The organism is Streptosporangium nanhuense (assembly GCF_059358815.1).
In genome coordinates this window covers 20815-46843 of the sequence record NZ_JCADBG010000005.1, presented here as the reverse complement: position 1 = coordinate 46843, position 26029 = coordinate 20815, and the positions used below count along the sequence as shown (strand labels likewise).

The window sequence follows — 26029 nt, the reverse complement described above, 5'->3', positions numbered from 1 at the left end:
AGATCGAACGGCGCGGATACGGCGGTCCCGGCTCCGGTCGCGGCGAACCGGTAGATCTTTTTCCCGGGCGTTTTACCATCGAAGATCACCCCGGCAGCTTCCTGACGTCGCCTTTTGTCCGCATGTATGGCGTTGAGCGACTTGACGCGCCCTTTAGCATGTCGTGACCTGTCCTTGGGGCCGGGTAACCTCCCTCGTCACGGAAGACAACTGGCCAGTGGTGCCGCCACACGCGTCCCTCCACACCCCCGGTGGGCTCGCGTGAACGCGCCGTCGCTCAACCCTGTCTCCCGGTGGCCAGGTCGCGAGGCGGAGCGACCATGCCCGCACGGCCGCCGGGGGTCCCCCGAAACTCTCAATGACACCTGAGATGCACAAGTTCATCGAGCTGCTGGAGAGCCAGCTCGGATACTCCGAGAAGAGCGGCGGCTACACCAAGTTCGGTGACTGGTACGGCAAGAACGTCGAGTTCGACGCCGACTACACCGCCGCCCCCTGGTGCGACATGTACCTGTCGTGGGCGGCGGAGAAGCTCGGCTACCAGGAGTGGGTCGGCCAGTTCGCCTACACCGTCCACCACGCCCAGTGGTTCCGGCAGCAGGACGCCTGGGGCACCGTCCCCAAGCCCGGGGCCATCGTCTTCTTCGACTGGAGCGGCTCGAACAGGATCGACCACATCGACCACGTCGGAATCGTCACCGGGGTCGAGGGCGGCAGGATCCACACGATCGAGGGCAACATCGACGGCGGTGTCGCCAAGCGCAAGGAACGCGACACCGGCAAGGTCGTCGGCTACGGGTATCCGGAGAAGATCAAAGCCCGGCTGGACCGGGAGGCCACCGAGAAGCAGACGATCGTCAAGCCCGCCGCCGCGGCCGGGGACAACGCGGTGGTGATCGGCCCCGGCCCCGACCTGCTCGCGATGCTCCCCGCTCCCCTGGCCACGCGGGAGACCTCGGCGTCTGCGGGCCCCGCCAAGGGACCGAGACCGGCTCCCAAGCACGCCGCCGGGACGACGACCGGGAAGGCCGGGCAGGACGGCAGGGCCGGAAAGGCCGGCAAGGCCGCTTCGGCGAACGAGGGCGGGACCTCCTCCGAAGGGAAGCCCGCCGCGAGCGCCCAGGCCACCCGGCAGGACGACCGGACGAGCGCGGGGGCACCCGTCAGTACCCAGGCACCGGCCCCCGCCGGCCGCACCTCGCCCGGCAAGCCCGGCAAGCCCGGCAAGCACGCCAAGGCCTCCACCGCCGACACCAGCGCGCTCGCCGTCACACCCACGGCCACCGTCCGCGACCTGGCCACGCCCGCTCCGGGCCTCGACACCCCCGCCGTGCTCGCGCCGGTGCTGCTCGCCGCGGTCGCGATCCTCGCGCACGGCAAGGTCAGGCAGTCGAGGACCCGGCTCCTCGCCCCCGCCTCGGCCCTCGCTCTCTCCCCGTCGCCCTCATCCTCGCCCTCGCCTTCGCCCTCGCCCTTGTCTTCGTCCTCGTCTTCGTCCTCGTCCCGCAGGGCCCCGGGCCGCCGCCGTGCCCCGGGCCGCCGCCGCATGCCCAGGAACGCCCCCGCCCGCGCCCTCTCGTACGCCCCGGCCCGCGACCTCCCGGCAACCCCCGCCCCCCTCTCCCACGGCCTCCCGGAAACCGCCGCCCCCCTCTCCCACGACCTCCCGGACACCCTCGCCCCCCTCTCTCCCGGCCTCCCGGACACCCTCTCCGCCTCCGAGGCCGCGAACCTGTTCGCCACCCCCCTCGGACCCGCCCCCCGCACCCCCTTCTCCCGCGACCTCCCGGAAACCATCGCCACCCCCGAGGCCGCGAACCTGTTCGGGCCCGCCCTCCGCACCCCGGTGAACACGCCCGTCCCGGCCCGCGGGGCCGTCGCTTCCCCGGAGTCCGGCCCCGGGAGCACCGTGGCCCCGGTAGCGAGCACCGGGTTCCCCTCGGTCACGACCTCCGTCGCCCACGTCGAGGAACCCCGCGTGCCGGACCGTCGCGACGACCGTCGCGGCGCCCCTTACCGGGGCAGGCGCCGCCTGCACGAGCAGGCCGTGGTGGAGTCGTCGACCCTGGTCCAGGACGCCCCGCCGCGTGGCCGCCGCCACCGCCGGACCGACCCCGTGGTCACCACCGCCATCCCGGTCCTCCCGGCGCGTCCCGCCCGTCCTGCCCGTCCCGCTCGCCCTGCTCGTCCCGCCCGGCCCCTCGCCTCCGCCCGCTTCGCCGCGCCCGTCCGCCCGGCCGCCGAGCCGGGAGCGGTCGCTCCCCTCCCGGCGGCCCGGACGGCTCAGGGCGGTCCGGCCCTCACCCCCGCCACCCCGGCCGGCCCTGCCGCGCCACTCGCCGAACCGGGCGACATCCTGGTCCACAGCGGCTACCGAGGACGCCGCCGGGCGGCGGCGCTGGTCTAGCTCAGGGGGCGGGCCACATACGGGAGGAAGAGACGCCAGACCGGTGACTCCGTGGACGACAGGCCCATTTGCCTAAAGGTATTAGGCAAATGCATAATGCTTGTCGGCAAAAAGGAGGAAGCTCATGGTCAGAGCAGGGCTGACCCCGGAACGTCTGACCAGGGCGGGGGCGGAGCTGGCCGACGAGGTCGGCTTCGAGCAGGTGACCGTCTCGGCGCTCGCCCGGCGGTTCGACGTCAAGGTCGCGAGCCTGTACTCGCACCTGAAGAGCTCCCAGGACCTCAAGACCAGGATCGCCCTGTTCGCGCTGGAGGAGCTCGCCGACCGGGTGGCCGCCGCCCTGGCCGGGCGGGCGGGCAGGGACGCCCTGGCCGCGTTCGCGGACGCCTACCGCGACTACGCCCGGGAGCACCCCGGCCGCTACGCCGCCGCCCGGCTCCGCCTCGACCCAGAGACGGCGGCCGCCAGTGCCGGCGTCCGGCACGCGCGGATGACGCGGGCGATCCTGCGCGGCTACGACCTGGCGGAGCCGGACCAGACGCACGCGGTCCGGATGCTGGGCAGCGTTTTCCACGGCTACGTCAGCCTGGAGACGGCCGGGGGCTTCAGCCACACCGCAGTCGACTCGCGCGAGTCCTGGGACTGGATCCTGGACTCCCTCGACGCCCTGCTACGGAACCGGGCCACCTCCTGACCGGCGACGGCCCGCCGCACCGCGCACCGGCGCGTACGAACATCCCGGAAGTACTCAGATCGACAGGTTGAGACGATGAGCACCGAGCACAACTGGATCACCACCCCCGTCACCGCGGACATGCTGCGCGGTCTCCTCGACGTCGAGGAGACCGCGAGCGGCCTGCTGCCGCACCGGCTGCCCGCCCGGGCGCGCCGGCAGATCCCCGACGACCGGCTGGCCGTGGCCGAGGCGCAGCCCTCCGGCGTGCGGCTGGTCTTCCGCACCCGGGCCACCGCGATCGAGCTGGACGCGTTGCCCACCAAGCGGGCCTACCGGGGTTTCCCGCCCCCCGCGGACGGCGTGTACGACCTGCTGGTCGAGGGCCGTCTCGCCGCCCAGGCCACGGTGGCGGGCGGCAGGGTCCACACGGTCGTCGACATGGTCACCCAGTCCGCCGAAGTGCTCGAGGGGCCCGCCGGCACCGCCCGGTTCACCGGCCTGCCCGCCGGTGACAAGAACGTCGAGATCTGGCTTCCGCACACGGAGATCACCGAGCTGATCGCCCTGCGCACCGACGCCCCGGTCGAGCCGGCGCGGGACGGCGGGCGTGAGGTGTGGCTGCACCACGGCAGCTCCATCAGCCACGGCTCGAACGCCGCCCACCCGACCGCCATCTGGCCGGCCCTGGCAGCCGCCCGGGGCGGGGTGGAGCTGGTCAACCTGGGGTTCGGCGGCAGCGCGCTGCTGGACCCGTTCACCGCCCGCGCGATGCGGGACACCCCAGCGGACCTGATCAGCGTCAAGCTCGGCATCAACGTCGTCAACGGCGACGTGATGCGCCTGCGCGCCTTCACCCCGGCCGTCCACGGCTTCCTGGACACCATCCGCGAGGGGCATCCGGCCACTCCGCTGCTGGTCGTGTCCCCCATCCTGTGCCCGGTCCAGGAGGACACCCCCGGCCCGCTCGCGCCCGACCTCACCGGCGGGACCCTGCGGTTCAGGGCCACGGGCGATCCGGCCGAGCGCGCCGCCGGGCGCCTGACACTCAACGTCATCCGCGACGAGCTCGCGCGGATCGTCGAACAGCGGGCGGCCGACGACCCGAACCTGTACTACCTCGACGGCCGCGACCTCTACGGCGAGACGGACTACGCCGAGTTCCCGCTGCCCGACGAGGTCCACCCCGACCCCGCGGGACATCGCCGCATCGGCGAGAACTTCGCGCGGCTCGTGTTCGGCGACGGCGGCCCCTTCGCGGCCGGGACCGGCTGACCACGGGCACCTGGGCACGAGCGTGACGGACCGGCTCGGCGTCGAGGAGGACGCTCGGCAGGTCTCCGGCCGGACCCGGGCGCGAGACGGCCGCGCTCAGCGCTGCTCGGGCGGGCGCCCGATGTTGCGGCGCAGCTGCTCCAGCTCCGCCTCCAGCCCGGCGATCCGGGTGTTGGCGCCGGGCCCCCTGGAGCCTCCGGAACTCCCCGGCGGCGGGCCGTAGGGCGAGTGCGGGCGGACCGCCCGGGTGTCCTCGGGCGCGGCCGGGAGCGGGTGGGGCGTCCGCTGCTGGTACTGCTGCGGCGCGCCGTACGGCTGCCCCTGCTGCCCGTACTGCCCGTACTGCCCGTACTGCGGCTGGCCGTACTGGACGGCGCCGTGGACCTGCGCCGGGTAGCCGGGCTGCGCGCCGTACGGTGCGGGCGGGAACGGGGCCGGTCCCCCGGAACGGCGCCTGCCCCTGGCGACCGAGGCGAGCGTGCCGATCACGAACAGGGCGATCAGGCCGCCGCCGCCCCACAGCAGCCACGGCAGGATCGGCGTGCCGCTCTCGTCCTTGCCCGCGGTGATGGCCTGCTGGGAGTCGCTGATGTACTTGGCGACGTACGGGTGGTTCGGCTGCAGCGCCTGCGTCTCCCGGAACCTGGGCAGCGCGTCGGAGTATTTGTTCTGGAAGAACAGGTCGAGCGCCTCGTTGTAGGCCTTCGTCGTCGTCGACTCGGCCGGCTTGATGTTCTTCTCGTTCAGCTTCTCCTTGACGATGCTGACCGGCAGCACGAAGCTCTCGCCCTCGGTGGAGCCGCCGTCCTGCTGGATCAGGCCGCCGACGAGGATGCCGATGACCCTGCCGTCCTTGCTGAACACCGGCCCGCCCGAGTTGCCCGGGTAGGAGGGCGCCTGGGTCTGGATGTACGGCACCCCCTCGGGGGTCTGGCGGGCGGCGTTGTAGGGGCCCTCGGTGAACGCCGGGTCGAGCTTGGACTCCAGGTTGAAGATCGAGGTCTGCGTCACCGTGCCGGGGAACCCGCTGATGTAGAGGGTGTCGCCGACGCGCACGTCGGAGTCCTCCCCCAGCGGCACGGTCGGCAGGTTGCTCTGCCCGTTGGCCTTGAGGATCGCGACGTCCTTGCCCGGATAGACCGTGCCCTTGGCGACCAGCTCGATCGGCACCGTCTTGGTGGTCTTGTCGACACCGCCGCCCGGCAGGCTCTGCAGCAGCGAGAGCGAGCTCTTGACGTTGCGGATCTTGATGTTGTCCGCGTTCCAGACCTGGAAGATCTTCGTCGCCGTCCTGAGGATCTCCTCGTCGGAGGCGATGTCGCCGAGGTCGGCGACCAGGTCGGCGGCGTCCTTCTCATTGATCTTCGTGAGGGCCTGGGCCGCGAAGGTCCGCGCCAGCTCGGTCTCCTCCTGGCCGACGCAGTGCGCCGCGGTGACCATGTAGCCGTCCGGCGTGACCCACCAGCCGGTGCACAGCCCGCCCGCCGTCGCCTCGACGACCCGCTCCCGCCCGCCGGGCGAGAAGTAGCGGCCCGGGTCCTTGGCCATCTGCTGCACGACCCAGCGGTAGATGCTGTTCTCGTCGGAGGAGATCTTGCCGCTCTGCACGGCGTCGACCCCCTGCTGGGTGAGGGTCCTGATCGCCTCCAGGTTCGCCTCGGGCGTCGGCACGGCCACGTCGGCCGTGTAGGACACCGAGGTCAGCTGGACGGCCGGATGGGTCCTGGCCGCCAGCCACGTCCCGACGGGGACGTCCACCTCTTCGGGTTTCGCCATCGCGGTGCCCGGCAGGGCCAGCGTGCTCGCCAGCACCAGGCCGGCGACGGCGCCGATTCTTCCCCACATCTTCGTACTCTCCCCAAACTCGCTTCCCGGGCGAGAGCTTGGCGGAGACTACTTGGGGAGGACTTGGAAGCGACTGGGACACCTGCCGGCGACCTGGCCGAGCGGCCGGAACCGGGGTCGGCGGGCCCTGGACGAAACCGGGACGGGACCGGCGGGCCCTGGACGAAGCCGGGGCCCGCCGGTCCCGCGTCCCTCAGCTGTGACCGGCGCCGACGAGCTCCCTGCGCGGCCGCTCCGGCCCCTCTTCCAGCTCGTCCTCCTCGTGGCCCTCGACCGAGAGGTCGGGCAGGATGCGGTCCAGCCAGGCGGGGCACCACCAGTTGGCCCTGCCGAGCAGGGCCATGGTCGCCGGGACCAGCAGGCCCCGGATGATGGTGGCGTCCACCGCGATGGCCACCGCCAGGCCGACACCGAAGATCTTGACCATCGGGTCGGGGTAGGCGACGAACGCGACGAAGACCGCGACCATGATCAGGGCGGCGGAGGTGATGACCCTGCCCGTCGACCCCAGCCCCTCGGCCACCGCCCTGCGGTTGTCCCCGTGCCTCAGGTAGGCCTGCCGCACGGCGGTGAGCAGGAAGACCTCGTAGTCCATCGACAGGCCGAACAGGATCGCGAACAGCATCAGCGGGATGTAGCTGTCGATCGGCACCGTGAAGAACACCGTGCTCAGGTAGGAGCCGTCCGCGCTGACCGGGGTGTCCATGCCGACCAGGCTGCTGCCCAGCCCCAGGGAGAAGACCAGCGACAGCGCGCCGAACGCGGCGCCCAGGGAGACCAGGTTCATCAGCGCGGCCTTGATCGCGACGACCGGCGAGCGGAACGCCAGGAGCAGCAGCAGCGCGCTCAGCAGGACCACGACGCCGACGACCAGGGGCGTGCGCCCGGAGATCCTGTCACCGGCGTCGGCCATGCCGGCGACCTGCCCGCCCACGTGCACCTGGGCTCCCTCGATGTCGAGCGCGCGCACCGCCCTGACCACGTCGAGCGCCCGGGGGTCGCCGGGGGCGTAGGCGGGGATCGCCTGCAGCAGCGCCGCCGTACCGCCCCTGTTGAGGATCGGGTCGCCGACGTGGACCACTCCCTCGACGTCCGCGACGCGGTCCTTGAGGTTGCCCAGTACGGCCGGGGCCGGCTCCCGGTCGACGACCCTGGTGTCCAGGTCCGCCACCACGACGAGCGGGCCGTTCATGCCGGGCCCGAACCCGGCCTGCAGGAGTTCGTAGGAGCGCCGCGTGTCGGTGCCGCGGTCGGCGTAGCCGTTGTCGAGCGTGCCCAGCTTGAGGGCGAGCGCGGGCGCGGCCAGCGCGGCCAGGATGGCGACGCTGAGCGCGAGCACGCTCCACGGCCGGCGGGCCACCCAGTTGCCCAGCGAGGTCCAGCCGGAGGAGCCGTGGCTGCCCCGCCGCGCGGTGAAGGGCAGGCGCAGCGCGTTGACCCGGTGGCCGAGCAGGCCGAGCAGCGCGGGGACCAGCGTGACCGAGGTGACCACCGCGCAGACGACCGAGATGCCGGTGATCCAGCCGAGCGTCTGCAGCAGGGGGAAGCCCGCGAGCATGAGCGCGCTGAGCGCGATGATCACGGTGCCTCCCGCGAACACCACCGCGCCGCCGGAGCTGGCGGCCATCCGGCGGACCGCCTCGGGGACCGGCAGGCCGTCGGCGAGCAGCTTGCGGTGCCTGCTGAGCAGGAAGAGCGCGTAGTCGATGCCGACGCCGAGGCCGATCATCGTCGCCATGATCGACGCCTGCTTGGGCACGTCCACGATGTGGCCGAGCAGGCTCACCACGCCGAGCCCGGTCGCGATGCTGACCAGCGCGGTGAAGATCGGGATCATCGCGGCGACCAGGGTGCCGAACGCGAGCAGCAGCACCAGCAGCGCGCAGGCCACACCGATGATCTCGCTGGTCCCGGTCTTGATCTCCTTGTCCGCCGGGCTGCCCGAGGAGGCGGGGACCGCCTCGATGCCCGCCTCCCGCGCGGGTTCGGCCGCCGCGGAGAGGAGCTTGGTGGTCTCGGCGATCTTGGCGGTGTCGTTCCCCTCCAGCTTGATCGAGATGATGCCGATCTCCAGGCTGGGGGCGATGCCGCCGCCCTCGTAGGGGGACTTCACCTCCTTCACGTGCGGCACCTCGCGGATCCGGTCCGCGGCGCGCTCCACCGCGCGCTTCCTGGCGTCGGTGATGAGGGGGCCGTCCGGCGAGTAGAGGACGATCTGGGCCGAGCCGCCCGCCCCGTACCCGGGGCCGAAACCGTCCTTCATCAGGTCGACGGCCCGCTGGGCGTCGGTGCCGGGGATGCTGACGTCGTTGCTGACCGGACCGGGGAAGAACACCGATCCCGCCGTCAGCAGCACCGCCGCGACCACCCACAGGGCCAGCACGGCCTTGCCGTGCCGCGCGCACCAGCTTCCCAGCCGCCCCAGCAAACCAGACATCGGCGAACCGCCCCGCTTCAGTATCAAATGTCCTGAAATGCCGTACTGTACGCTCGTACAGTACCTACGGTATGAGCGTAGGGGGACAAATCTGTAAATGCTCTAGAGAGCGTGGGAATGAGACGATGACCACACTTGAGCACGGGCACGACACGCGTGAACGGATCCTCGACGCCGCCCGCCGGCTGTTCGCCGAGCGTGGCTACGCGGCGACCTCGCTGGCCGACATCGCCTCCGCCGTCGGCCTGACGAAGACGGCCGTCGCCTACCACTTCCACCCCAAGGACCGCCTGGCCACCGAGCTGATCGCGCCCGCCGCCGAGGACATCGTGACCCTGATCGAGGGCGACTTCGACGGCGACCGTGCCTTCATCGAGGCCCTGGTGACCTTCGTGGTCAGGCACCGGGCGATCATACGGCTCATCCTGGAGGACATCAGCGGCGCCGACGACGCGCCCCCCGGCTCCCCCGGCGAGGCCATCCGCGTCTTCCGCGACGTGATCTACCACCGCCTGGCCGGCCCCGAGCCGGACCCCACCCGCCGCATCTGGGCCTGGGCCGTGCTCGGCTCCCTGCAGTCGGTGGTCAAGACGATGGACCTCCCCCAGGAGGACGTCAGGCGGACCCTCCTCGCCACCACCCTGGCCTCCCTCTAAGAGCCAGGAGGAGCCCCGGAGGCCTCACCCCGAGGGGGCGGCCTCCCCGGGAACGGGCGCCGGCGGGGCCGTGGGGTCGGGAGGCTCGGTGCTCTCCCCCGGGTCGGGTCCGGGACCGGGTCCAGGCCCCGGTCCGCTCTGGCCCCCGACGCCGACCGTGATCACGACCGTCGCCCCGGACCTGGCGCAGGTGCCGGGCGCCAGGCTCTGCGCGAGCACCATCCCGTCCTGGCTCTCGCCGGTGACCAGCCGCGCCCGCGTCCGTACGGCGAACCCCGCCCCGCCCAGGGTGTTGGAGGCGTCGGTGGCGCTCTGACCGGTGACCGGCGGCACCGGGACACCGCGCCTGGAGACGACGAGGTCCACCGCGCTGCCCGGGGAGACGCGCCTGCCCGCGCCGGGGGTGCTCGCGAGCACCCGCCCCGCCGGCTGGTCCGAGCAGCGCGTGCCGACCCCGCCGACGACCAGTCCGGCCTGGGCCAGCGCCGCCTGGGCGCCCCTCCTGGCGAGGCCGACCAGCGTGGGCACCTGGATGCCGCCGGAGACCCGCAGGTCGACCCTGCCCTTCTTCGGCAGCGCGGTCCCCGGTGCCGGGTCGCTCGCGAGCACCTCGCCGAGCGGCCGGTCCGAGGTGACCGCGCTGACGGTCCCGGCGACCAGCCCGGCCCGTTTGATCAGACGCGCCGCCTCGGAACGATCCAGACCGACGAGCGCGGGCACGACCACCGTGGCGGCGGGGGGCGGCAGGGGGGAGGACCTGACCTCCTCCGCGCGCGGGGGCCTGGCCGGGGTCGTCGGCAGGGCCGGGAGCGGCTTGATCGGAGCGCTCGTCCTGCCCGCGTGCGGCACGGTCTCCCCCTGGGAGGTGGACTCCACCGCCGGGACGGCCGGCGGGGCGGGAGCGGCTCCCGGCGAGACGCCGCTCAGTGCCGGGACCAGGACCCCCACCAGCACGGCGGCGCTGATCAGCAACGCGCCGGAGACCGCGACCGAGGCCCGGGTGGCCGCCTGCCCGGGGTGGGTCCGGGGCTCGTCGAAGTCCTCGCCCCCGGCGGGGAACGCGCGCCCGCCGCGCCTCGCGCCCGCCGAGGACGCGCCGCCCGGCTCACCGGACCCGCCGGACCCGGCCCCCCGCCAGGCGGCGCCCGACGCGGCCGCCACACCCGACGCGCCCGGCCACCTGGAACGGCCCGGAGCGCCGGGCTCGGCGGAGAAGCCCGAAGGAGCGGAGACGTGCCACGGGCCGGAGGCCTCGGGGCCGCCGGGCGCGGGCGGGAACCCCGGCACCGGCGAGGACCGGGACTCGGTCACCGACCGGCCCCCGTCGTCGCCGAGCAGCGCGAGCAGCAGCTCCCTGCTGGTGGGGCGGTTGCGGGGATTCTTGTCCAGGCAGTCGACCACCAGCGCGCCGAGCAGCCCGTCGAGACGGCCCAGCTGCGGGGCCGCGGTGAGGATCCGGTTCAGGACGGCCGCGATCGAGTCCTGCCCGAAGGGCGCGTGGGCGTTGGCGGCGAAGCACATCGTGGCGCCCCAGGCGAAGACGTCGGCCGCCGGGTTGATCTCGGCGCCCTCCACCTGCTCCGGCGCCATGTAGGCGGGGGTGCCCGCGCCGCGCCCGCTCTGGGTGGCCGCGGCGTCCAGCGCCCTGGCCAGCCCGAAGTCGATGACCCTCGGCCCGTCGGGACCGAGCAGCACGTTCTGCGGCTTGAAGTCGCGGTGCACGATCCCGGCCCGGTGGATGGCGGCCAGCGCGGTGGCCGTGCCGATGGCCAGGCGTTCCAGCCTGCCCCCCTCGCGCGGCCCGCTGACCGCGACCTCGCGGTGCAGCGAGGGGCCGTCGACGTACTCGCTGACGATGTAGGGCCGGTCGCCGTCCAGTCCGGCGCCGATCACCTGGGCCGTGCAGAACCTGGCCACCTGCTTCGCCAGCTCGACCTCGCGCAGGAAGACCTCCGGGTCCTCCCCCACCGAACCGTGCAGAAGCTTGACCGCGTAGGGCTCGGAGCCGGTGTCGGGGCGCACCCCGACGTAGACCACCCCCTGCCCACCCTCTCCGAGACGCCCGATGATCTCGTACTCACCGAGCGCCGCCGGATCCCCCGTTTTGAGCGGCTGCGCATACGGCACGCGAGCCTCCCCTCGCCGCCACCCTTCTCACTCAAGAAGAAGCATCGCCGACAGTCAACGGGGATGAAGGTCTTGTCTTCCTCACCGTGACACTCATGTGATGCTCAAGTCAGGGCAAGACACAACGCATCCTCATGAATCCTCAACCGCTTCTCCGCCCGTCCCGTCCTTCCCCCCACGAACTCTCCCTCCTCGTGAACGATGCCCCTCACCTGGGCGGAACCCGGCGGCCTCACCCTCCTCCCGGCGCGGACGGCACTCGCGGGCCGACCGGGTAGCCTGGCGAGGTGCTCGAAGCGATCAAAGCCACCCGTTACGTGACACCGCTGCGCGAGGGCGGCTCGCTGCCCGGGGTGATGGAGGCGGACGACCTCGGCACCCACGTCGTGAAGTTCCGCGGTGCCGGGCAGGGCCGCCGGGTCCTGGTCGCGGAGATCGTGTCCGCCGGGCTGGCCAGGCGCCTGGGATTCCGTACGCCCGAGCTGAAGGTGATCGACGTCGATCCGCAGCTCGGCGCCCGCGAGCCCGACGAGGAGATCCAGGACCTGCTCAAGGCCAGCGAGGGCAACAACCTGGCGGTCGACTTCCTGCCGGGCGCACTGGGCTTCGAGCCGCTGGCCTGGCCCCCCGAGCCCGGGTTCGCCTCCCGCCTGCTCTGGTTCGACGCGCTGATCCACAACGTCGACCGGAGCTGGCGCAACCCGAACCTGCTCCTGTGGCACGGCGACACCTGGCTGATCGACCACGGCGCGGCGCTCTGGTTCCACCACAACTGGCCCTCGGCCAACCCGCTGCGCGACTTCGACGCGGGCGACCACGTGATGGCGCCCTTCGCCACCCGGATGCCCGAGGCCGACGCCGAGCTCAGCGAGCTGATCACCAGGGACCTGCTCGACGGGGTGGTGGACGAGGTCCCCGACGAGTGGCTGGAGGACGAGCCGGGGTTCGACGGGGCGCAGGCCGTGCGGCAGGCGTACGTCGAGCACCTGCTGGCCCGCGCGCAGGGGCCGCGCACCTGGTTGCCGGCGCCGTCGGCGCCGTCGGCGCCGTCGGGGCCGTCGGGACCGGAGCCCCGTCAGGACCAGGAGAGGAAGACCGGCTCGGTGGGCGCGTTCTGGAAGGACAACCGGTGAAGGACGTCTACGAGTACGCGGTCATCCGGGTCATCCCCCGCGTGGAGCGCGGCGAGCTGATCAACGCCGGCGTGCTGCTGTACTGCCAGCCCCGCGGCTACCTGTGCGCCCGCGTCGAGCTGGACGAGGCGCGCCTGCGCGCCCTCGACACCGGCGTGGACCTCGACGGGGTACGACACGCGCTCGGCGCCTACCAGCGCTCCTGCGACACCGACTCCGGACCCCTGACCAGGGAACCGCTGGGCAGCCGCTTCCGCTGGCTGACCGCCCCGCGCAGCACGATCGTGCAGACCGGCCCGGTCCACGCGGGCCTCACCGCGGACCCGGAGACGGAGCTGGAGCACCTCGTGACCCGGCTGGTCCGCAGCCCCTGACTAGGCGCTTTCAGAAGAGCACGGACATGAACGTGCCGACCTCGACGAAACCGGCCCTGCGGTAGGCGGCCCTGGCGGGGGCGTTGTAGTCGTTGACGTACAGCGACACCACCGGGGCGAAGTAGTCGAGCGCGTGCTTGACCACCGCGGCCATCCCGGCCACCGCGTGGCCTCGGCCGCGCATCTCGGGGTGGACCCAGACGCCCTGGATCTGGCAGGCGTGCGGCGTCACCGCACCGATCTCGGCCTTGAAGACGACCCGGCCGCCCTCGATGCGGGCGTAGGACCTGCCGATCCTGATCAGCTCGGCGACCCTGGACCGGTAGAGGGCGCCGCCGTCCCCGGCCTCCGGGGAGACGCCCACCTCCTCGGTGAACATCGCCACGCAGGCCGGGAGCAGGATGTCGAACTCGTCGGGCCGCACGCGCCGCACCAGCGGGTCGGCGGGGACGGGCGACGGCTCGCCGATCACCATGACCGGCTGCGCCCAGCGGATCGCGCGGGCGGCCCCCCAGTACGGCTCCAGCCGCTCCCAGAGCACCTCGACCGCGTCCGCCGGGCCGACGATCGACGAGCAGCGGCGGCCCTGCTTGCGCGCGCGATCGGCGAAGGCGTAGACGGCGTCGGTACCGGCGTTGACCGGAACCAGGTTCGCCCCGGCGTAACAGAGGGAGGTCAGGCCGCCGCGCGGCCCGAACCCCCACATCTGGCCACCGAGCCTGGCCGGATTGAGCCCGACCGAACGGACCCTGGAGGCGACGAAGACATTGCCGACGGGGTCGGTGTCGAGAAGCGCCAGGACCTCGTCTCGATCGTTGTCGTCGAGCACGCGCGACGCCGTTGTGCGCAGCATCACGTGCTCAGCCTACGCGACCCCCTCGAATTTGGCAGGAACCAACACAGAGCCTCTCATCTACCTGCTTTGGTCACCTTGCCTCGCCGCGTGCCCCGCGGGCACCCGGACGGTCGCGGGGGCGACCACCGGCACCGGCGCGGGGATTCCCGGGCACCGCGCGTCCGGTGCGTCCGGGGTGTTCGAGCCCTGGCGGGCGCCGGGCAGGGTGCCCTCCCTGAGGTAGGCGGCCAGGCGCCGGTCAACGCAGGCGTTCCCGTTGAGCGCGACCCCGTGGTTGCCGCCGGGCACGGCCAGCAGCCGGGAGCGGTGGAACAGGGAGCGCATCCGCACCGCCCCGGCGTACGGGGTGGCGGCGTCCCGCTCGCCCTGGATCAGCAGGATCGGCGGCAGCGCGGCGTTGTCACGGACCTGCACCGGAGTGCCCGACGGCTGGGGCCAGAAGGCGCACGGCGCGTTGTACCAGGCGTTGGGCCAGGTCAGGAAGGGCGCCTTGGCGTTGGCCTTGGTCATGTCGGTCCGCCAGCGCGCCCAGTCGCGCGGCCAGGCGGCGTCGCGGCACTGCACCGCCAGGTAGACCGCGTAGCTGTTCTCGTCCTTGGCGTCGTTCACCGCGTGCTTGCGGTAGGTGTTGACCAGGGGGGTCGCCTCCCCCTTCTTGACGTAGGCGGAGAAGGCCTTGGCCAGTTGCGGCCACACGGCGTCGGAGTAACCGCCCAGGGTGTAGACGTCGTCGAGCTCGCTCGGGCCGACCACCCCTCCGGCCGGGCGGTCGCCCAGCCGGTCCCGCATGGCGTTCCAAGCGAAGGAGACCGCCTTCTCGGTGTCGCCGAGCCGGTAGACCGGGTTGTGGCGGGCGATCCACTTCAGGAAGTCCCTGTGCCTGTCCTGGAAGGCGATGCTCTGGTCGAGGTTCGAGCGGTACCAGATGCCGCGCGGGTCGACCACGCTGTCCAGGACGAGCCGCTTGAGCCGGTCGGGGAAGAGCGTCGCGTAGACCGCGCCCAGGTAGGTCCCGTACGAGTAACCCAGGAAGCTGATCTTCGACTCGCCGAGCGCCTCCCTGATCACGTCCATGTCCCTGGCGGAGTTCTCGGTGGTCATGTGGGGCAGCATCCAGCTCCACCGCTCGCCGCACGCCTGGGCGTACTTGCGGGCCCGGGCGATCAGCACGCCCTCGTCGCGCCTGGTGGCCGGCACCTGGTCGGGGCGGGGCGCCGCGTAGTACCGCTTGGGGTCGACGCACCTCAGCGCGGGCTCGCTGGCCCCCACCCCGCGCGGGTCGAAGCCGATCACGTCGAACCGGTCGGCCAGGCCGTCGGGAAGCCCCGCCGCGACGCCCCTGACCAGGTCGCGGCCCGACGCCCCGGGGCCGCCCGGGTTGACCAGCAGCGCGCCGAGGCGGTCGTGGACGGCCCTCCCCCTGATCCGGTTCAGGGCGATGCCGATGGTCTGCTGCGGGTTGGCGTAGTCGAGCGGCACCCTCACGGTGGCGCACTCCATCGAGCCGTCCGCCCGCCCGGCGGAAGGGGGCACCGCCCCGCCCACCGGGGCCGCCCCCTCGCAGGGCCCCCAGACCAGCTCCTGTCTCTGCTGGGCCACCGCCCCCTGCGGCACCCCCACCGCCGCGGCCAGCATCGCGATGCTCGCGGCGATCCCGACGACCCTCTTCTTCACTGTGTGATCCCCCTACTCGTACGGCAGAGGCGATGGTCTCCCGAGGGCGGCGCGATCATCCGGAACACAGCCGGATGCCTGGCAAAGTGTAGTCAGATGATTGCTAAGTGTAATGACGCGAGGTGGAGCGGATACTCGGCGGAAGAAGGTCACGCGAAAGCCGGTCCACCTCGGTACGGGTGCCGTTCGAGAAGATCGCGGAAGACCCGGCCCGTGCTCGCGGGTAGGTCACCGAAGACCCGGCCCGCTCCGCCGGGAACGCGTCGCGGGCGGATCACGGAAGGCCTGACCGGCCCCGGCGGGAGACCCGCGGAGGAAGGGCCCTCGCGCGAAGCCGCCCGCACCCCGGCGCGATCCCGGGAGCGGGCGGAAACACCTTCGTACAGGCGGCCGGGCGGCCGGGGTGGTTCAGCTGACGACGACCTGGGGGCCCGGGGCGTCGTCGTCGAGGTCGACCTCCACGCCCATCTCCTCGGCGAGGCGCAGGGCCTCCTCGATCAGGGTCTCCACGATCTGCGACTCGGGGACGGTCTTGATGACCTCGCCCTTGACGAAGATCTGGCCCTTGCCGTTGCCGCTCGCGACGCCGAGGTCGGCCTCGCGTGCCTCGCCGGGGCCGTTGACGACGCACCCCATCACCGCGACGCGCAGCGGGACCTTCAGCCCTTCGAGCCCCGCCTGGACCTGCTCGGCCAGGGTGTAGACGTCGACCTGGGCGCGCCCGCAGGAGGGGCAGGAGACGATCTCCAGGCCGCGCTCGCGCAGGTTGAGCGACTCCAGGATCTGGTTGCCGACCTTGACCTCCTCGACCGGAGGGGCCGACAGCGACACGCGGATGGTGTCGCCGATGCCCTCGGCGAGCAGGGCGCCGAACGCGACCGCGGACTTGATCGTGCCCTGGAAGGCCGGGCCCGCCTCGGTGACGCCGAGGTGGAGCGGGTAGTCGCACCGGGCGGCGAGCAGGCGGTAGGCCTGGACCATCACGACCGGGTCGTTGTGCTTGACGGAGATCTTGATGTCGCGGAAGCCGTGCTCCTCGAACAGGGAGCACTCCCACAATGCCGACTCCACCAGCGCCTCGGGGGTGGCCTTGCCGTACTTCTGCAGGAGGCGGGGGTCGAGCGACCCGGCGTTGACGCCGATCCGGATCGGCACGCCGCGCTCGCCGGCCGCGCGCGCGATCTCACCGACCTTGTCGTCGAATTTCTTGATGTTGCCGGGGTTGACCCGGACCGCCGCGCAGCCCGCCTCGATCGCGGCGAAGACGTACTTCGGCTGGAAGTGGATGTCGGCGATCACCGGGATCTGCGACTTCCTGGCGATGATCGGCAGCGCGTCGGCGTCGTCCTGGGTGGGGACGGCGACCCGGACGATCTGGCAGCCCGAGGCGGTCAGCTCGGCGATCTGCTGGAGCGTCGCGTTGACGTCGGCGGTGACCGTGGTGGTCATCGACTGGACGGAGACCGGCGCGTCCCCGCCCACGGGGACGGAGCCGACCATGATCTGACGGGATATGCGTCGCTCGGCGATCGGCCTGGTCCTTACGGACGGGATTCCGAGAGCAACAGAAGTCATTTTCAGCCCTTGAAGAGTCGACGACACTCATCAGTCTAGGCAGTCCCAGTGAGCTCGCGTGCCCGTATCCGCGCCCAGGCGTCGGCGTCGAGCACCTCGGCCACCGAACCGGCCTCGGTCACGGCGTGCTCGGAGACCACCGCCGCCACGGTGTCGACGATGCCGGGGAAGGGCAGGCGCCCGGCCATGAAGGCCTCGACGCAGACCTCGTTGGCGGCGTTGTAGACGGCCGGGGCCGTGCCTCCGGCCGTGCCGACGTGGCGGGCCAGCGCGACGGCGGGGAAGGCCTCGTCGTCGAGCGGCTCGAACGTCCAGGTGTGGGCGGTGGTCCAGTCGACCGCCGGGGCGGCGCCGTCGACCCGCTCGGGCCAGCCGAGGGCCAGCGCGATGGGCAGGCGCATGTCCGGCGGGCTGGCCTGGGCGATGGTCGAGCCGTCGACGAACTCGACCATCGAGTGGATGACCGACTGCGGGTGGACCACGACCTCGATGCGGTCGAAGCCGATGTCGAAGAGCAGATGGGCCTCGATGACCTCCAGGCCCTTGTTGACGAGTGTGGCGGAATTCACCGTGATGACCGGCCCCATCGACCAGGTGGGGTGGGCGAGGGCCTGCTCGGGGGTGACGTCCGCGAGGTCCGCGCGCGACCTGCCGCGAAAGGGCCCGCCGCTCGCGGTGACGACCAGGCGGCGTACGGCGGAGGCGTCGGGGCCGGTGGGTCCGGCGGCCCACAGGCACTGGGCCAGGGCGGCGTGCTCGGAGTCGACGGGGATCAGCTGGCCCGGTTTGGCCAGGCGCTTCACCAGCGGCCCGCCGACGATCAGCGACTCCTTGTTGGCGAGCGCGAGCGTCCGGCCGGCCTCCAGCGCGGCCAGCGTGGAGGTCAGCCCCAGCGCCCCGGTGATGCCGTTGAGGACGACGTCGGCGGGGTGGACGGCGGCCTCCGCCACCCCCTCGGGCCCGGCCAGCACCCGCGCGTCCACCCCGCGCGCGGCCAGGGCCTCGCGCAGCCGCGGCACGGCGGCGGGGTCGGCGACGGCGACCACGTCGGGCCGGAACTCGGCCGCCTGGCCGGCCAGCAGGTCGATCCGGCCGCCGTAGGCGGCCAGCGCGACCACCCGGAACCTGCCGGGGTTGCGGGCGATGACGTCGAGGGACTGGGTCCCGACGGACCCGGTCGAGCCGAGCAGGACGACGGAACGAACGGTGTCTGGCTGCACCGCACCATTCTCCCGGCTCGGGCCGCGCTGTCGAATCGGCCGTACCGGGCTTGATCACGGTGGATCAGCCCGAATCACAGCGAAAAACTGTTAGGCGTGAAACACGCGATAAAAGGCGGTATTTAAGTCCGAATTTAGTCATATCAAAAGTTGCAAAGCTTGAGAAATGCGCATGTACGGCGCACTAGCTTCCCGGAACAGCAACAGGCCCTCGGGAGGTACATATGCGGCGCACGGCACGGCTCGTCCCCATTCTCACCGCCATCGCGGGAAGCACCCTGCTCTCCACGACGATCGCGCACGGCGCCACGGCGGACGCCACGGCAGGCACGGCGGGCACGGGCGGAGGCGGTGTCACCTCGGCGCGGGCCGTTCCCCAGCCGGTCGAGAAGGAGGCGGCCGACACCAGGAAGGAGCAGCAGACCGTCCAGCGCTACTGGACCGAGGCGAAGATGGAGGCGGCCAAGCCTCTCGCCGCCCTCGTCCCCGAGAAGGACGGCGCCCGGCTCGCCGCGGGGGCGCTCGCGGCCCAGGCCGCGGCCGACCCCGTCTCCGTCCCCCCGACCGAGCCCGGCGGCGACACCGTCACGGCCGCCAGGGGCTCGGCGGCCGCCCGCACCTCCACCGGCGCGGCGTGGACCCGCGGCGGCGCGATCGTCAAGACCGCGGGACGCGTGTTCTTCACCTACCAGGGCCGCAACGCCTCATGCTCGGCGAGCGCGGTGACCAGCGAGAACAAGAGCACCGTGATCACGGCGGGGCACTGCGTGAGGATGGGCGGCGCCTTCCACGGCAACTGGGTGTTCGTGCCGGGATACCACAACGGCGACCGGCCGTACGGCACCTGGGTGGCGACCACCCTCTACACCACCCCGCAGTGGAACAACAGCGAGGACGTCAACCACGACGTGGCCTCCGCCGTGGTCGCCCCGCTGAACGGCAGGTCGCTGACCGACGTGGTCGGCGGCCAGGGCGTCTCCTTCAACCAGGCGCGCCGCAGGCAGATGCACTCCTTCGGCTATCCGGCGGCGGCCCCGTACGACGGCTCCAAGCTGGTCTACTGCGCCGGGCGGGCGTTCGACGACTTCCTGATGTCCCGCGACATCGGGCTGAACTGCAACATGACCGGCGGGTCGAGCGGCGGGCCCTGGTTCCTCGACTTCAACGAGAGCACCGGCCTGGGCACCCTGAACTCGGTGAACAGCTTCAAGTACGCCTTCGCGACCGGCTGGATGTTCGGCCCCTACTTCGGGACCGAGGCGCGGGCCGTCTACGAGGCCGCGCAGACCACCGGCACCCCCTGATATTCACCAGAAGTAATCACAAGAACACCCCACGTAGTGCAAACTCGGGTTTCATGACCTCAAGCCTCCCCCTGCTTGCGGCCGCCCCGCTCGTCGCCGGGTTGCTGAGCGCCCCGACGACCGGCGCGACGGCCACCTGGCAGACGGCCAGCGCACCCGGGCAACGGGCCGTGAAGACCCTCGCCGCACCCTTCGTCCGAACGACAAGCGCGGCGTCCGGCGTGCCGGACGTCGTCGAGCACGCGACCGCTCCCACCGCGTCGGAGCGGGAGCGCGTGCTCGGCTACTGGACCCCCCGCCGGATGGCCTCGGCGCTCCCCGTCGACCGGCTCGCCAAGGTCACCGGGATGCTCAGGCGGCTCTCGGCCGCCGGGCAGGGGGTGGCCCCCCGCCGGAGCCCGCACGGCGCCGCGTCCCGCACCGCGGGCGCCCGCTGGACCTCCGGCGGGGTGGTGGGGCGCACCACGGGGCGGGTGTTCCTCACCATCAAGGGCAGCGACTTCGTGTGCTCGGCCAGCTCGGTCAGGAGCGCCAACAAGGACCTGGTGGTGACCGCCGGCCACTGCGTCAAGGACGGCACCGGCGCCTGGGCCGACAACTGGACCTTCGTCCCCGGCTACGGCCAGGGCCGCCGCCCGTACGGGCAGTACACCGCGCGCCGCATGTTCGTCGCGGGCCCCTGGTCGCGCGAGGGCGACGACAGCCACGACATCGGCATGGTGGCGGTCAACACCAGCGGTGGCAAGCACCTCGGCGACGTCGTCGGCGGCCAGGACATCGCCTTCGGCGCCCCCCGGGGACGCCTGGCCAGCGGTTTCGGCTTCCCCGCCGACGCGCCCTACGACGGCGAGCACCTGGTCTACTGCGCGGGCCCGCTGCGAGACGACCCCAACGGGCAGACCGGCGACCAGGGCATGCGCTGCGACATGACCGCCGGATCCAGCGGAGGCCCCTGGCTGAGCGGTTTCGACGCCTCCACCGGCCGGGGCACGATCGTCTCGGTCAGCAGCTTCAAGTACAGCGACGACCGCCACACCATGTACGGCCCCTACTTCGGCACCTCCGCCAAGACCCTCTACACCACTGCCTCCGCCTCGTGACGCGTCGTGACCCCGGCGCGAAGGCGCGACCGGCTCAGAGGGTCAGGCCGGTGAGGACCATGACCTTCTCGTAGGTGAGGTCGGCGATGGCCGAGCGCAGCCCCTCGCGGCCGACTCCCGAGTCCTTGACCCCTCCGTAGGGCATCTGGTCGGCGCGGTACGACGGCACGTCACCGATGATCACACCGCCGACCTCGAGCTCCCGGTTGGCCCGGAAGGCGTTGTCGAGGCTGCGGGTGAACACCCCGGCCTGCAGCCCGTACGCGGAGTCGTTGACCGCGGCGAACGCCTCGTCCACCCCGGACACCTTCTGGACGACCATCACCGGGCCGAAGACCTCCTCGCGGCGGACCTTGGCGTCGGCCGGCGCGTCGGCGAGCACGGTCGGCGCGAAGGTGGCGCCCTCGCGGGTGCCGCCGGTCAGCAGGCGGGCCCCCGCCGAGACGGCCTCACCGACCCACTGTTCCACGCGCTCGGCGGCCTCGGCCGACACCAGCGGGCCGACCTGCGTCTTCTCGTCGGAGGGGTCTCCGGTGACCAGCGCCTCGACGGCCGGGACGAGCCGGGCCACGAAGTCGTCGTGGACCGACGCCTCGACGATCACCCGCTGGACGGCGATGCAGCTCTGACCGGCCTGGTAGTTGGAGAACAGCGCGATCCGCGAGGCGGCCCAGTCGAGGTCGGCGTCGGCGAGCACGACCGCGGCGGCGTTGCCGCCGAGTTCCAGGGTCACGTGCTTGCGCGGGACCCGGTCCATGATCGCGTACCCCACGGGGGCCGAGCCCGTGAAGGAGACGACCGGCAGGCGTGGGTCCTCGACCAGCGCGCCGGCGCGGTCGTTGGACACCGGGAGCACGGAGAACATGCCCTCGGGAAGGTCGGTCTCGGCCAGGATCTCGCCCAGGACCAGCGAGGAGACCGGCGTCGCCGGGGCGGGCTTGAGGACGATCGGGGCGCCGACGGCGATGGCGGGGGCCACCTTGTGCGCCACCAGGTTGAGCGGGAAGTTGAACGGGCTGATGCCCAGGATCGGGCCGTGCGGGACGCGCGAGACGTAGGCGAGGCGGCCGGCGGAGGCGGCCTCGGTGTCCAGGCGCACGGTCTCGCCCCCGAGACGGCGGGTCTCCTCGGCCGCGAACCTGAAGGTGGAGACCGCGCGGCCGACCTCGCCGCGGGCCCAGAAGATCGGCTTGCCGTTCTCGGCGGTGATCAGGGCGGCGATCTCGTCGGCGCGCTCGGCCAGGCGGCGCGAGACGTGCGCGAGGGCCTCGGCCCGCACGTGGATCGGAAGCGCGGCCGCCTGTTTGCGCACCGCCGCCGCGGCGGCGACGGCCTCCTCGACCTGGCCGTCGGTCGGCACGGAGCAGACGGCGACGACACGGCCGTCGTGCGGGTTGGTCACGGTGAGCTCGGCCTCGCCCCTGGCGGGGCGTCCGGCGAGCCAGAAGGGGCGCACGTCCATGCCCCCGACGCTATGTCACCGGCGCGGAGGCGGCCTTACTCCAGTCCGCACAACAGCCCCGTGACGGCACACCGTTCCGCATAAAACCCGCCCCCCATCCCCTGTAACGAAAACAGGGGTATTCGGGGATATTCCTTACAAGGTGCCGGTTTGAATGATCCTGGGCGTGGCTAAGTCACCGATGGACGATGAGAGCGGAAGGGCGTGGGCGCATGACCTCCTCGGCGCCGCGCGGCCTTCAGGGTGCCTATCTCGTCGGCGAACGGGCGTCCCAGGACCAGCTTCGTGCCAGGCTGCTCGACGTCGCCAGCCAGCTGCTGGTCACCATCGGGCCGGAGAGCCTGTCGATGCGCCGCATCGCCACCGAGGCGGGATGCTCGACGACCGTCATCTACACCATGTTCGGCAGCAAGGAGGGCCTGGCCGAGGCGCTGTACCTGGAAGGCTTCGAGCGCTTCCGGCGCCGCCTGGAGGCCGTGCCCTCGCGCAAGGACGCGCTGGAGCACCTCATCGCCCTGGGCCCCGTCTACCGGGAGGCCGCTCTGGACGAGCCCGGCTACTACGCCCTGATGTTCGAGCGCGCGATCCCCGGCTTCATGCCGAGCGAGCGGGCCAGGACCCTCGCCCGCGCGGCGCTGAACATCGTCGACCGGGTGATCGCCGACTGCATCTCGGCCGGGTACATCGTCCCCACCCAGCCCAGGAAGATCGCCGACGCCGTGTGGGCCGCGGCCCAGGGCGCGATCAGTCTGGAACGTGCCGGGCACCTGCGCGACGGCAGCATCTACGACACCGTCACCTACGCGGTCATCTCCCGCTACCTGGTCGTGGACCGCTCCCCTGCCTGACGGCGCCTCCCTGACGGCGCCCCCCTGACAGCGCCCCCCTGACAGCGCCCTCCGGGCGGGGCCGGTGGCCGCCACGCGTCCCGGCCCGGCGATCCTCCCCGGCGGAACCCGCGTCCCGTGAAAAACCCCGTCCGCCGTCATTTGGCGACGGCCAGGGCGACCCAGAGCTCGGCGCGGACCGCGGGGTCCTCGAGGTCGCGGCCGACCAGCTCCGCGACCCGGCGCATGCGGTAGCGCAGGGTGTGACGGTGCACCCCGAGCCGCTGCGCCGCCGCGTCCCAGTGGCCGTTGCAGTCCAGGTAGGCGCGCAGGGATCCCAGCAGGTCCGCGCGCGAGCCGTACTCCCTGAGCGGGGCGAGCAGCGCCGAGGAGAACGCCTCCGCCACGTCGGGGTCGAGCAGGGAGAGCAGCCCCCGGCCCGCCAGGTCGGCGAAGCGCACCACCCGCGCGGCGCCGCGCCCGGCCGCGGCGAGCGCCTGGTCGGCCTGGTCGAGGCCCACGCGCAGGTCGCCGAGCCCCACAGGGTCGCCGACGCCGACGGGGCCGTGCTCGCCGAGCGCCGCGGCCACGGCATCGGCCCGCGAGGCCGGGACCAGCAGGACCACCCTGTCGCCGTCGGCCGCCGCGAACTCGCCCCCGGCGGCCTCCAGCACCGCCTCCCGCTCACCGGCGCAGGCGACCGCCGTCAGCGGCCCGTCGCCGAGCCGCTCCCCCAGCCGCTCCAGCGTCTCGCGCCCGGCGTCCACCTGCCCGGCCAGCAGCAGCCTCAGCACCGCGGAGCGCACCCGGCGCTCGGCGGCCAGGTGCTCCCCGCCGTGCTCGACGGCGAGCGTCAGCAGGGACGCGGCGGCGTTGACCACGGTGTGCCCGACCGGGGTGAAGGACCGGCCGATGCCCACGGCGAGGAAGCCCCTGACGCGGCGGGCCCCGAGCGGCCGCACGATGACGTGCTCCTCGGGCGAGGAGAGGGCCACGCTCGCGGGAGCGCCCTGGCTGGTGATCCTTCTCAGCCGTTCCAGCTCGGGGCCGAGGTCCGCGGTGGCCGCCGCCGCGCCCCTGCCCGCCAGGTGCCGTACGGCCCCCGCCTCGTCGAGCAGGATCGCCCAGCCGCCCAGCTCGCGGGCCAGGCGGTCGATCACCGCGCGCGGGCCCTCCGGGCGCAGCGCGGCGCGGGTGAGGCGGCCCTGGGCGGCGAAGGCGCTGCTGAGCTCGTCGTACTGCTCGGCGGCGATCAGCTCGCTGACCGTCTTGCCGATGGCGACGAACGGGGTGTCGCGCGGCACCTCGACCAGCGGCAGCCCGGCCCGCGCGGCGGCCTCGACCAGCTCCCCGGGGATCGTCTCGTGCCCGAGCCCGACGCCGAACCCGAGCCCGGCGACCCCCCTGGCGACCAGGCGCTCGACGTAGGGACCGGCGTTGCGGGCGTCCAGGCGCATGCCCGTGGTGAGGACCAGCTCGCCGCCCTCCAGGAACGGGGTGGGGTCCTCCAGCTCGCTGACCGCCACCCAGCGCACCGGCCGGTCGAGCGCCTCCCGCCCGGCGAGGACGACGAGCCCGAGCGGCAGCCGCCGCACGACGGTGCTGAGCGTCGGCGCCACCATCACCTCCTTTTTTGTACGTTATGTCTATTCTGCTCCTGGCAATTTTGCCATAGTGCATCATCGGCACACCGGCATTCGCGACATAGCTTCACATCATGAGCACCGTCACCGAGGGCGGCCCCTCGCTTCCGCAGGAGCGCCGCCTCGTCACCGAGATTCCCGGCCCGAGATCCCGTGAGCTGCTCGCGCGCAAGCAGGCCGCCGTACCCCCGGGCATCGGCACCACGCTGCCCGTCTTCGTGACGCACGCCGGAGGCGGTGTCGTGGTCGACGCCGACGGCAACTCGCTGATCGACTTCGGATCCGGCATCGCGGTGACCAGTGCCGGGAACTCCGCCCCGCGCGTCGTCGAGCGGGTGAGCAGGCAGGTGGCGGACTTCACCCACACCTGCTTCATGGTCACGCCGTACGAGTCGTACGTGCGGGTCGCCGAGCGGCTCAACGAGATCACCCCCGGCGACCACGAGAAGCGCACCTTCCTGCTCAACAGCGGCGCCGAGGCCGTGGAGAACGCGGTCAAGGTCGCCCGCCACGCCACCGGCCGCCAGGCGGTCGTCGTCTTCGAACACGGCTACCACGGCCGGACCCTGCTGACGATGACGCTGACGGCCAAGAACATGCCCTACAAGCACCGCTTCGGCCCGTTCGCCCCCGAGGTCTACCGGGTGCCGCTGGCCTACCCGTTCCGCTGGCCCACCGGCCCGGAGAACTGCGCCGAGGAGGCCGCGGCCCAGGCGATCGACCAGATCACCAAGGAGATCGGCGCCGAGAACGTCGCCGCCGTGGTGATCGAACCGATCGCCGGCGAAGGCGGCTTCATCGAGCCCGCCAAGGGCTTCATGCCGAGGATGCTGGAGTTCTGCCGCGCCAACGGCATCGTCTTCATCGCCGACGAGGTCCAGACCGGCTTCTCCCGCACCGGCCACCTGTTCGCCTGCGAGGACGAGGGCATCGTCCCCGACATCATCGTCACGGCCAAGGGCATCGCGGGCGGCCTGCCGCTGGCCGCCGTCACCGGGCGCGCCGAGATCCTCGACAAGGTCCACGTGGGCGGCCTGGGCGGCACCTACGGCGGCAACCCGCTCGCCTGCGAGGCGGCGCTGGGCGTGCTGGAGAGCATCGAGGCCGACGACCTGACCGGCAGGGCCCGCCGCGTCGGCGAGATCATGCTCCCCCGGCTGCGCGCCATGGCGGAGCGGAACCCGGTGATCGGCGACGTGCGCGGCCGGGGCGCCATGATCGCCATCGAGCTGGTCGTCCCCGGCACCAAGGAGCCGCACCCCACAGCGGCGGGCGAGATCGCCAGGAGGTGCCACGCCGAGGGCCTGGTCGTCCTGACCGCGGGCACGTACGGCAACGTGCTGCGCTTCCTGCCGCCGCTGGTCATCCCCGACCACCTCCTGGAGGAGGGTCTCGCGATCCTGGAGAAGGCCGTGAACGAGGTCTGATCGTTTAGAACGCA

The 26029-nt window shown here is 72.6% G+C and carries 19 protein-coding genes; 10 read left to right on the top strand and 9 right to left on the bottom strand.

Annotated elements, in window-relative coordinates; translation table 11 throughout:
• Positions 1-370 precede the first annotated feature (370 nt).
• The 3 genes from AC5L38_RS11955 (at position 371) to AC5L38_RS11945 (ending at position 4355) form a co-directional block, all read left to right on the top strand.
• Positions 371-2407 (top strand): CHAP domain-containing protein, encoded by a 2037-nt coding sequence (locus AC5L38_RS11955; RefSeq protein ID WP_495242830.1) that lies wholly within the window; start codon positions 371-373, stop codon positions 2405-2407.
• Positions 2408-2531: 124 nt separating this feature from the next.
• The gene (locus AC5L38_RS11950) at positions 2532-3101 is read left to right on the top strand and encodes a TetR/AcrR family transcriptional regulator (protein WP_495242829.1); all 570 of its coding nucleotides are present in this window, start codon (positions 2532-2534) and stop codon (positions 3099-3101) included.
• Between the two features lie 75 nt (positions 3102-3176).
• Positions 3177-4355, top strand: coding sequence for a GDSL-type esterase/lipase family protein (locus AC5L38_RS11945; RefSeq protein WP_495242828.1), 1179 nt, complete (start codon positions 3177-3179; stop codon positions 4353-4355).
• A gap of 96 nt (positions 4356-4451) precedes the next feature.
• Here AC5L38_RS11945 and AC5L38_RS11940 read toward each other — a convergent pair whose 3' ends face one another.
• The gene (locus AC5L38_RS11940; protein ID WP_495242827.1) at positions 4452-6200 is read right to left on the bottom strand and encodes a trypsin-like peptidase domain-containing protein; all 1749 of its coding nucleotides are present in this window, start codon (positions 6198-6200) and stop codon (positions 4452-4454) included.
• 193 nt (positions 6201-6393) lie between these two features.
• Complete coding sequence (locus tag AC5L38_RS11935) at positions 6394-8637, bottom strand: MMPL family transporter (RefSeq protein ID WP_495242826.1); 2244 nt, start codon at positions 8635-8637, stop codon at positions 6394-6396.
• 125 nt (positions 8638-8762) lie between these two features.
• Here AC5L38_RS11935 and AC5L38_RS11930 point away from each other — a divergent pair, with 125 nt between their 5' ends.
• A complete protein-coding gene (locus AC5L38_RS11930) occupies positions 8763-9293 on the top strand; it encodes a TetR/AcrR family transcriptional regulator (RefSeq protein WP_495242825.1) in 531 nt (176 codons plus the stop codon).
• 24 nt (positions 9294-9317) lie between these two features.
• On the opposite strand, the gene AC5L38_RS11925 is transcribed toward AC5L38_RS11930, so the two are convergent.
• Positions 9318-11420: a protein kinase domain-containing protein gene (locus AC5L38_RS11925; protein WP_495242824.1), complete on the bottom strand. Its 2103-nt coding sequence runs from the start codon at positions 11418-11420 to the stop codon at positions 9318-9320.
• Positions 11421-11707: 287 nt separating this feature from the next.
• Between AC5L38_RS11925 and AC5L38_RS11920 the strand changes: the two genes are divergently transcribed.
• Together AC5L38_RS11920 and AC5L38_RS11915 are read left to right on the top strand one after the other, a co-directional pair.
• Positions 11708-12553 (top strand): HipA family kinase, encoded by an 846-nt coding sequence (locus tag AC5L38_RS11920; RefSeq protein ID WP_495242823.1) that lies wholly within the window; start codon positions 11708-11710, stop codon positions 12551-12553.
• Positions 12550-12927: a DUF3037 domain-containing protein gene (locus AC5L38_RS11915; RefSeq protein ID WP_495242822.1), complete on the top strand. Its 378-nt coding sequence runs from the start codon at positions 12550-12552 to the stop codon at positions 12925-12927. The genes AC5L38_RS11920 and AC5L38_RS11915 overlap by 4 nt, the downstream gene beginning before the upstream one ends.
• 10 nt (positions 12928-12937) lie before the next feature.
• Here the strand turns inward: AC5L38_RS11915 and AC5L38_RS11910 are convergent, their stop codons facing one another.
• From AC5L38_RS11910 to dxr, 4 genes are all read right to left on the bottom strand, one after another.
• Complete coding sequence (locus tag AC5L38_RS11910; protein WP_389912738.1) at positions 12938-13780, bottom strand: GNAT family N-acetyltransferase; 843 nt, start codon at positions 13778-13780, stop codon at positions 12938-12940.
• A 60-nt stretch (positions 13781-13840) separates the two neighbouring features.
• Positions 13841-15457 (bottom strand): alpha/beta hydrolase, encoded by a 1617-nt coding sequence (locus AC5L38_RS11905; protein WP_495242821.1) that lies wholly within the window; start codon positions 15455-15457, stop codon positions 13841-13843.
• A gap of 408 nt (positions 15458-15865) precedes the next feature.
• Positions 15866-17032 (bottom strand): flavodoxin-dependent (E)-4-hydroxy-3-methylbut-2-enyl-diphosphate synthase, encoded by a 1167-nt coding sequence (gene ispG, locus AC5L38_RS11900; RefSeq protein ID WP_495242820.1) that lies wholly within the window; start codon positions 17030-17032, stop codon positions 15866-15868.
• Between the two features lie 35 nt (positions 17033-17067).
• Positions 17068-18252: a 1-deoxy-D-xylulose-5-phosphate reductoisomerase gene (dxr, locus tag AC5L38_RS11895; RefSeq protein WP_495242819.1), complete on the bottom strand. Its 1185-nt coding sequence runs from the start codon at positions 18250-18252 to the stop codon at positions 17068-17070.
• Between the two features lie 224 nt (positions 18253-18476).
• Here dxr and AC5L38_RS11890 point away from each other — a divergent pair, with 224 nt between their 5' ends.
• Both AC5L38_RS11890 and AC5L38_RS11885 read left to right on the top strand, forming a co-directional pair.
• Positions 18477-19556 carry a trypsin-like serine peptidase gene (locus tag AC5L38_RS11890; RefSeq protein ID WP_495242818.1) on the top strand — a complete coding sequence of 360 codons (1080 nt, stop codon included), beginning with the start codon at positions 18477-18479 and terminating at the stop codon, positions 19554-19556.
• Between the two features lie 53 nt (positions 19557-19609).
• Complete coding sequence (locus tag AC5L38_RS11885) at positions 19610-20656, top strand: trypsin-like serine peptidase (protein WP_495242817.1); 1047 nt, start codon at positions 19610-19612, stop codon at positions 20654-20656.
• A 34-nt stretch (positions 20657-20690) separates the two neighbouring features.
• Here the strand turns inward: AC5L38_RS11885 and AC5L38_RS11880 are convergent, their stop codons facing one another.
• The gene (locus AC5L38_RS11880; protein ID WP_495242816.1) at positions 20691-22118 is read right to left on the bottom strand and encodes an aldehyde dehydrogenase family protein; all 1428 of its coding nucleotides are present in this window, start codon (positions 22116-22118) and stop codon (positions 20691-20693) included.
• A gap of 212 nt (positions 22119-22330) precedes the next feature.
• On the opposite strand from AC5L38_RS11880, the gene AC5L38_RS11875 reads away from it, so the two are divergent.
• Positions 22331-22966, top strand: a complete 636-nt coding sequence (locus tag AC5L38_RS11875) for a TetR/AcrR family transcriptional regulator (RefSeq protein ID WP_495242815.1) — start codon at positions 22331-22333, stop codon at positions 22964-22966.
• A gap of 137 nt (positions 22967-23103) precedes the next feature.
• Here the strand turns inward: AC5L38_RS11875 and AC5L38_RS11870 are convergent, their stop codons facing one another.
• The gene (locus AC5L38_RS11870) at positions 23104-24567 is read right to left on the bottom strand and encodes a PucR family transcriptional regulator (protein ID WP_495242814.1); all 1464 of its coding nucleotides are present in this window, start codon (positions 24565-24567) and stop codon (positions 23104-23106) included.
• A gap of 95 nt (positions 24568-24662) precedes the next feature.
• Here AC5L38_RS11870 and gabT point away from each other — a divergent pair, with 95 nt between their 5' ends.
• Positions 24663-26015, top strand: a complete 1353-nt coding sequence (gene gabT / locus AC5L38_RS11865; RefSeq protein WP_495242813.1) for a 4-aminobutyrate--2-oxoglutarate transaminase — start codon at positions 24663-24665, stop codon at positions 26013-26015.
• The last annotated feature ends 14 nt before the right edge of the window (positions 26016-26029 follow it).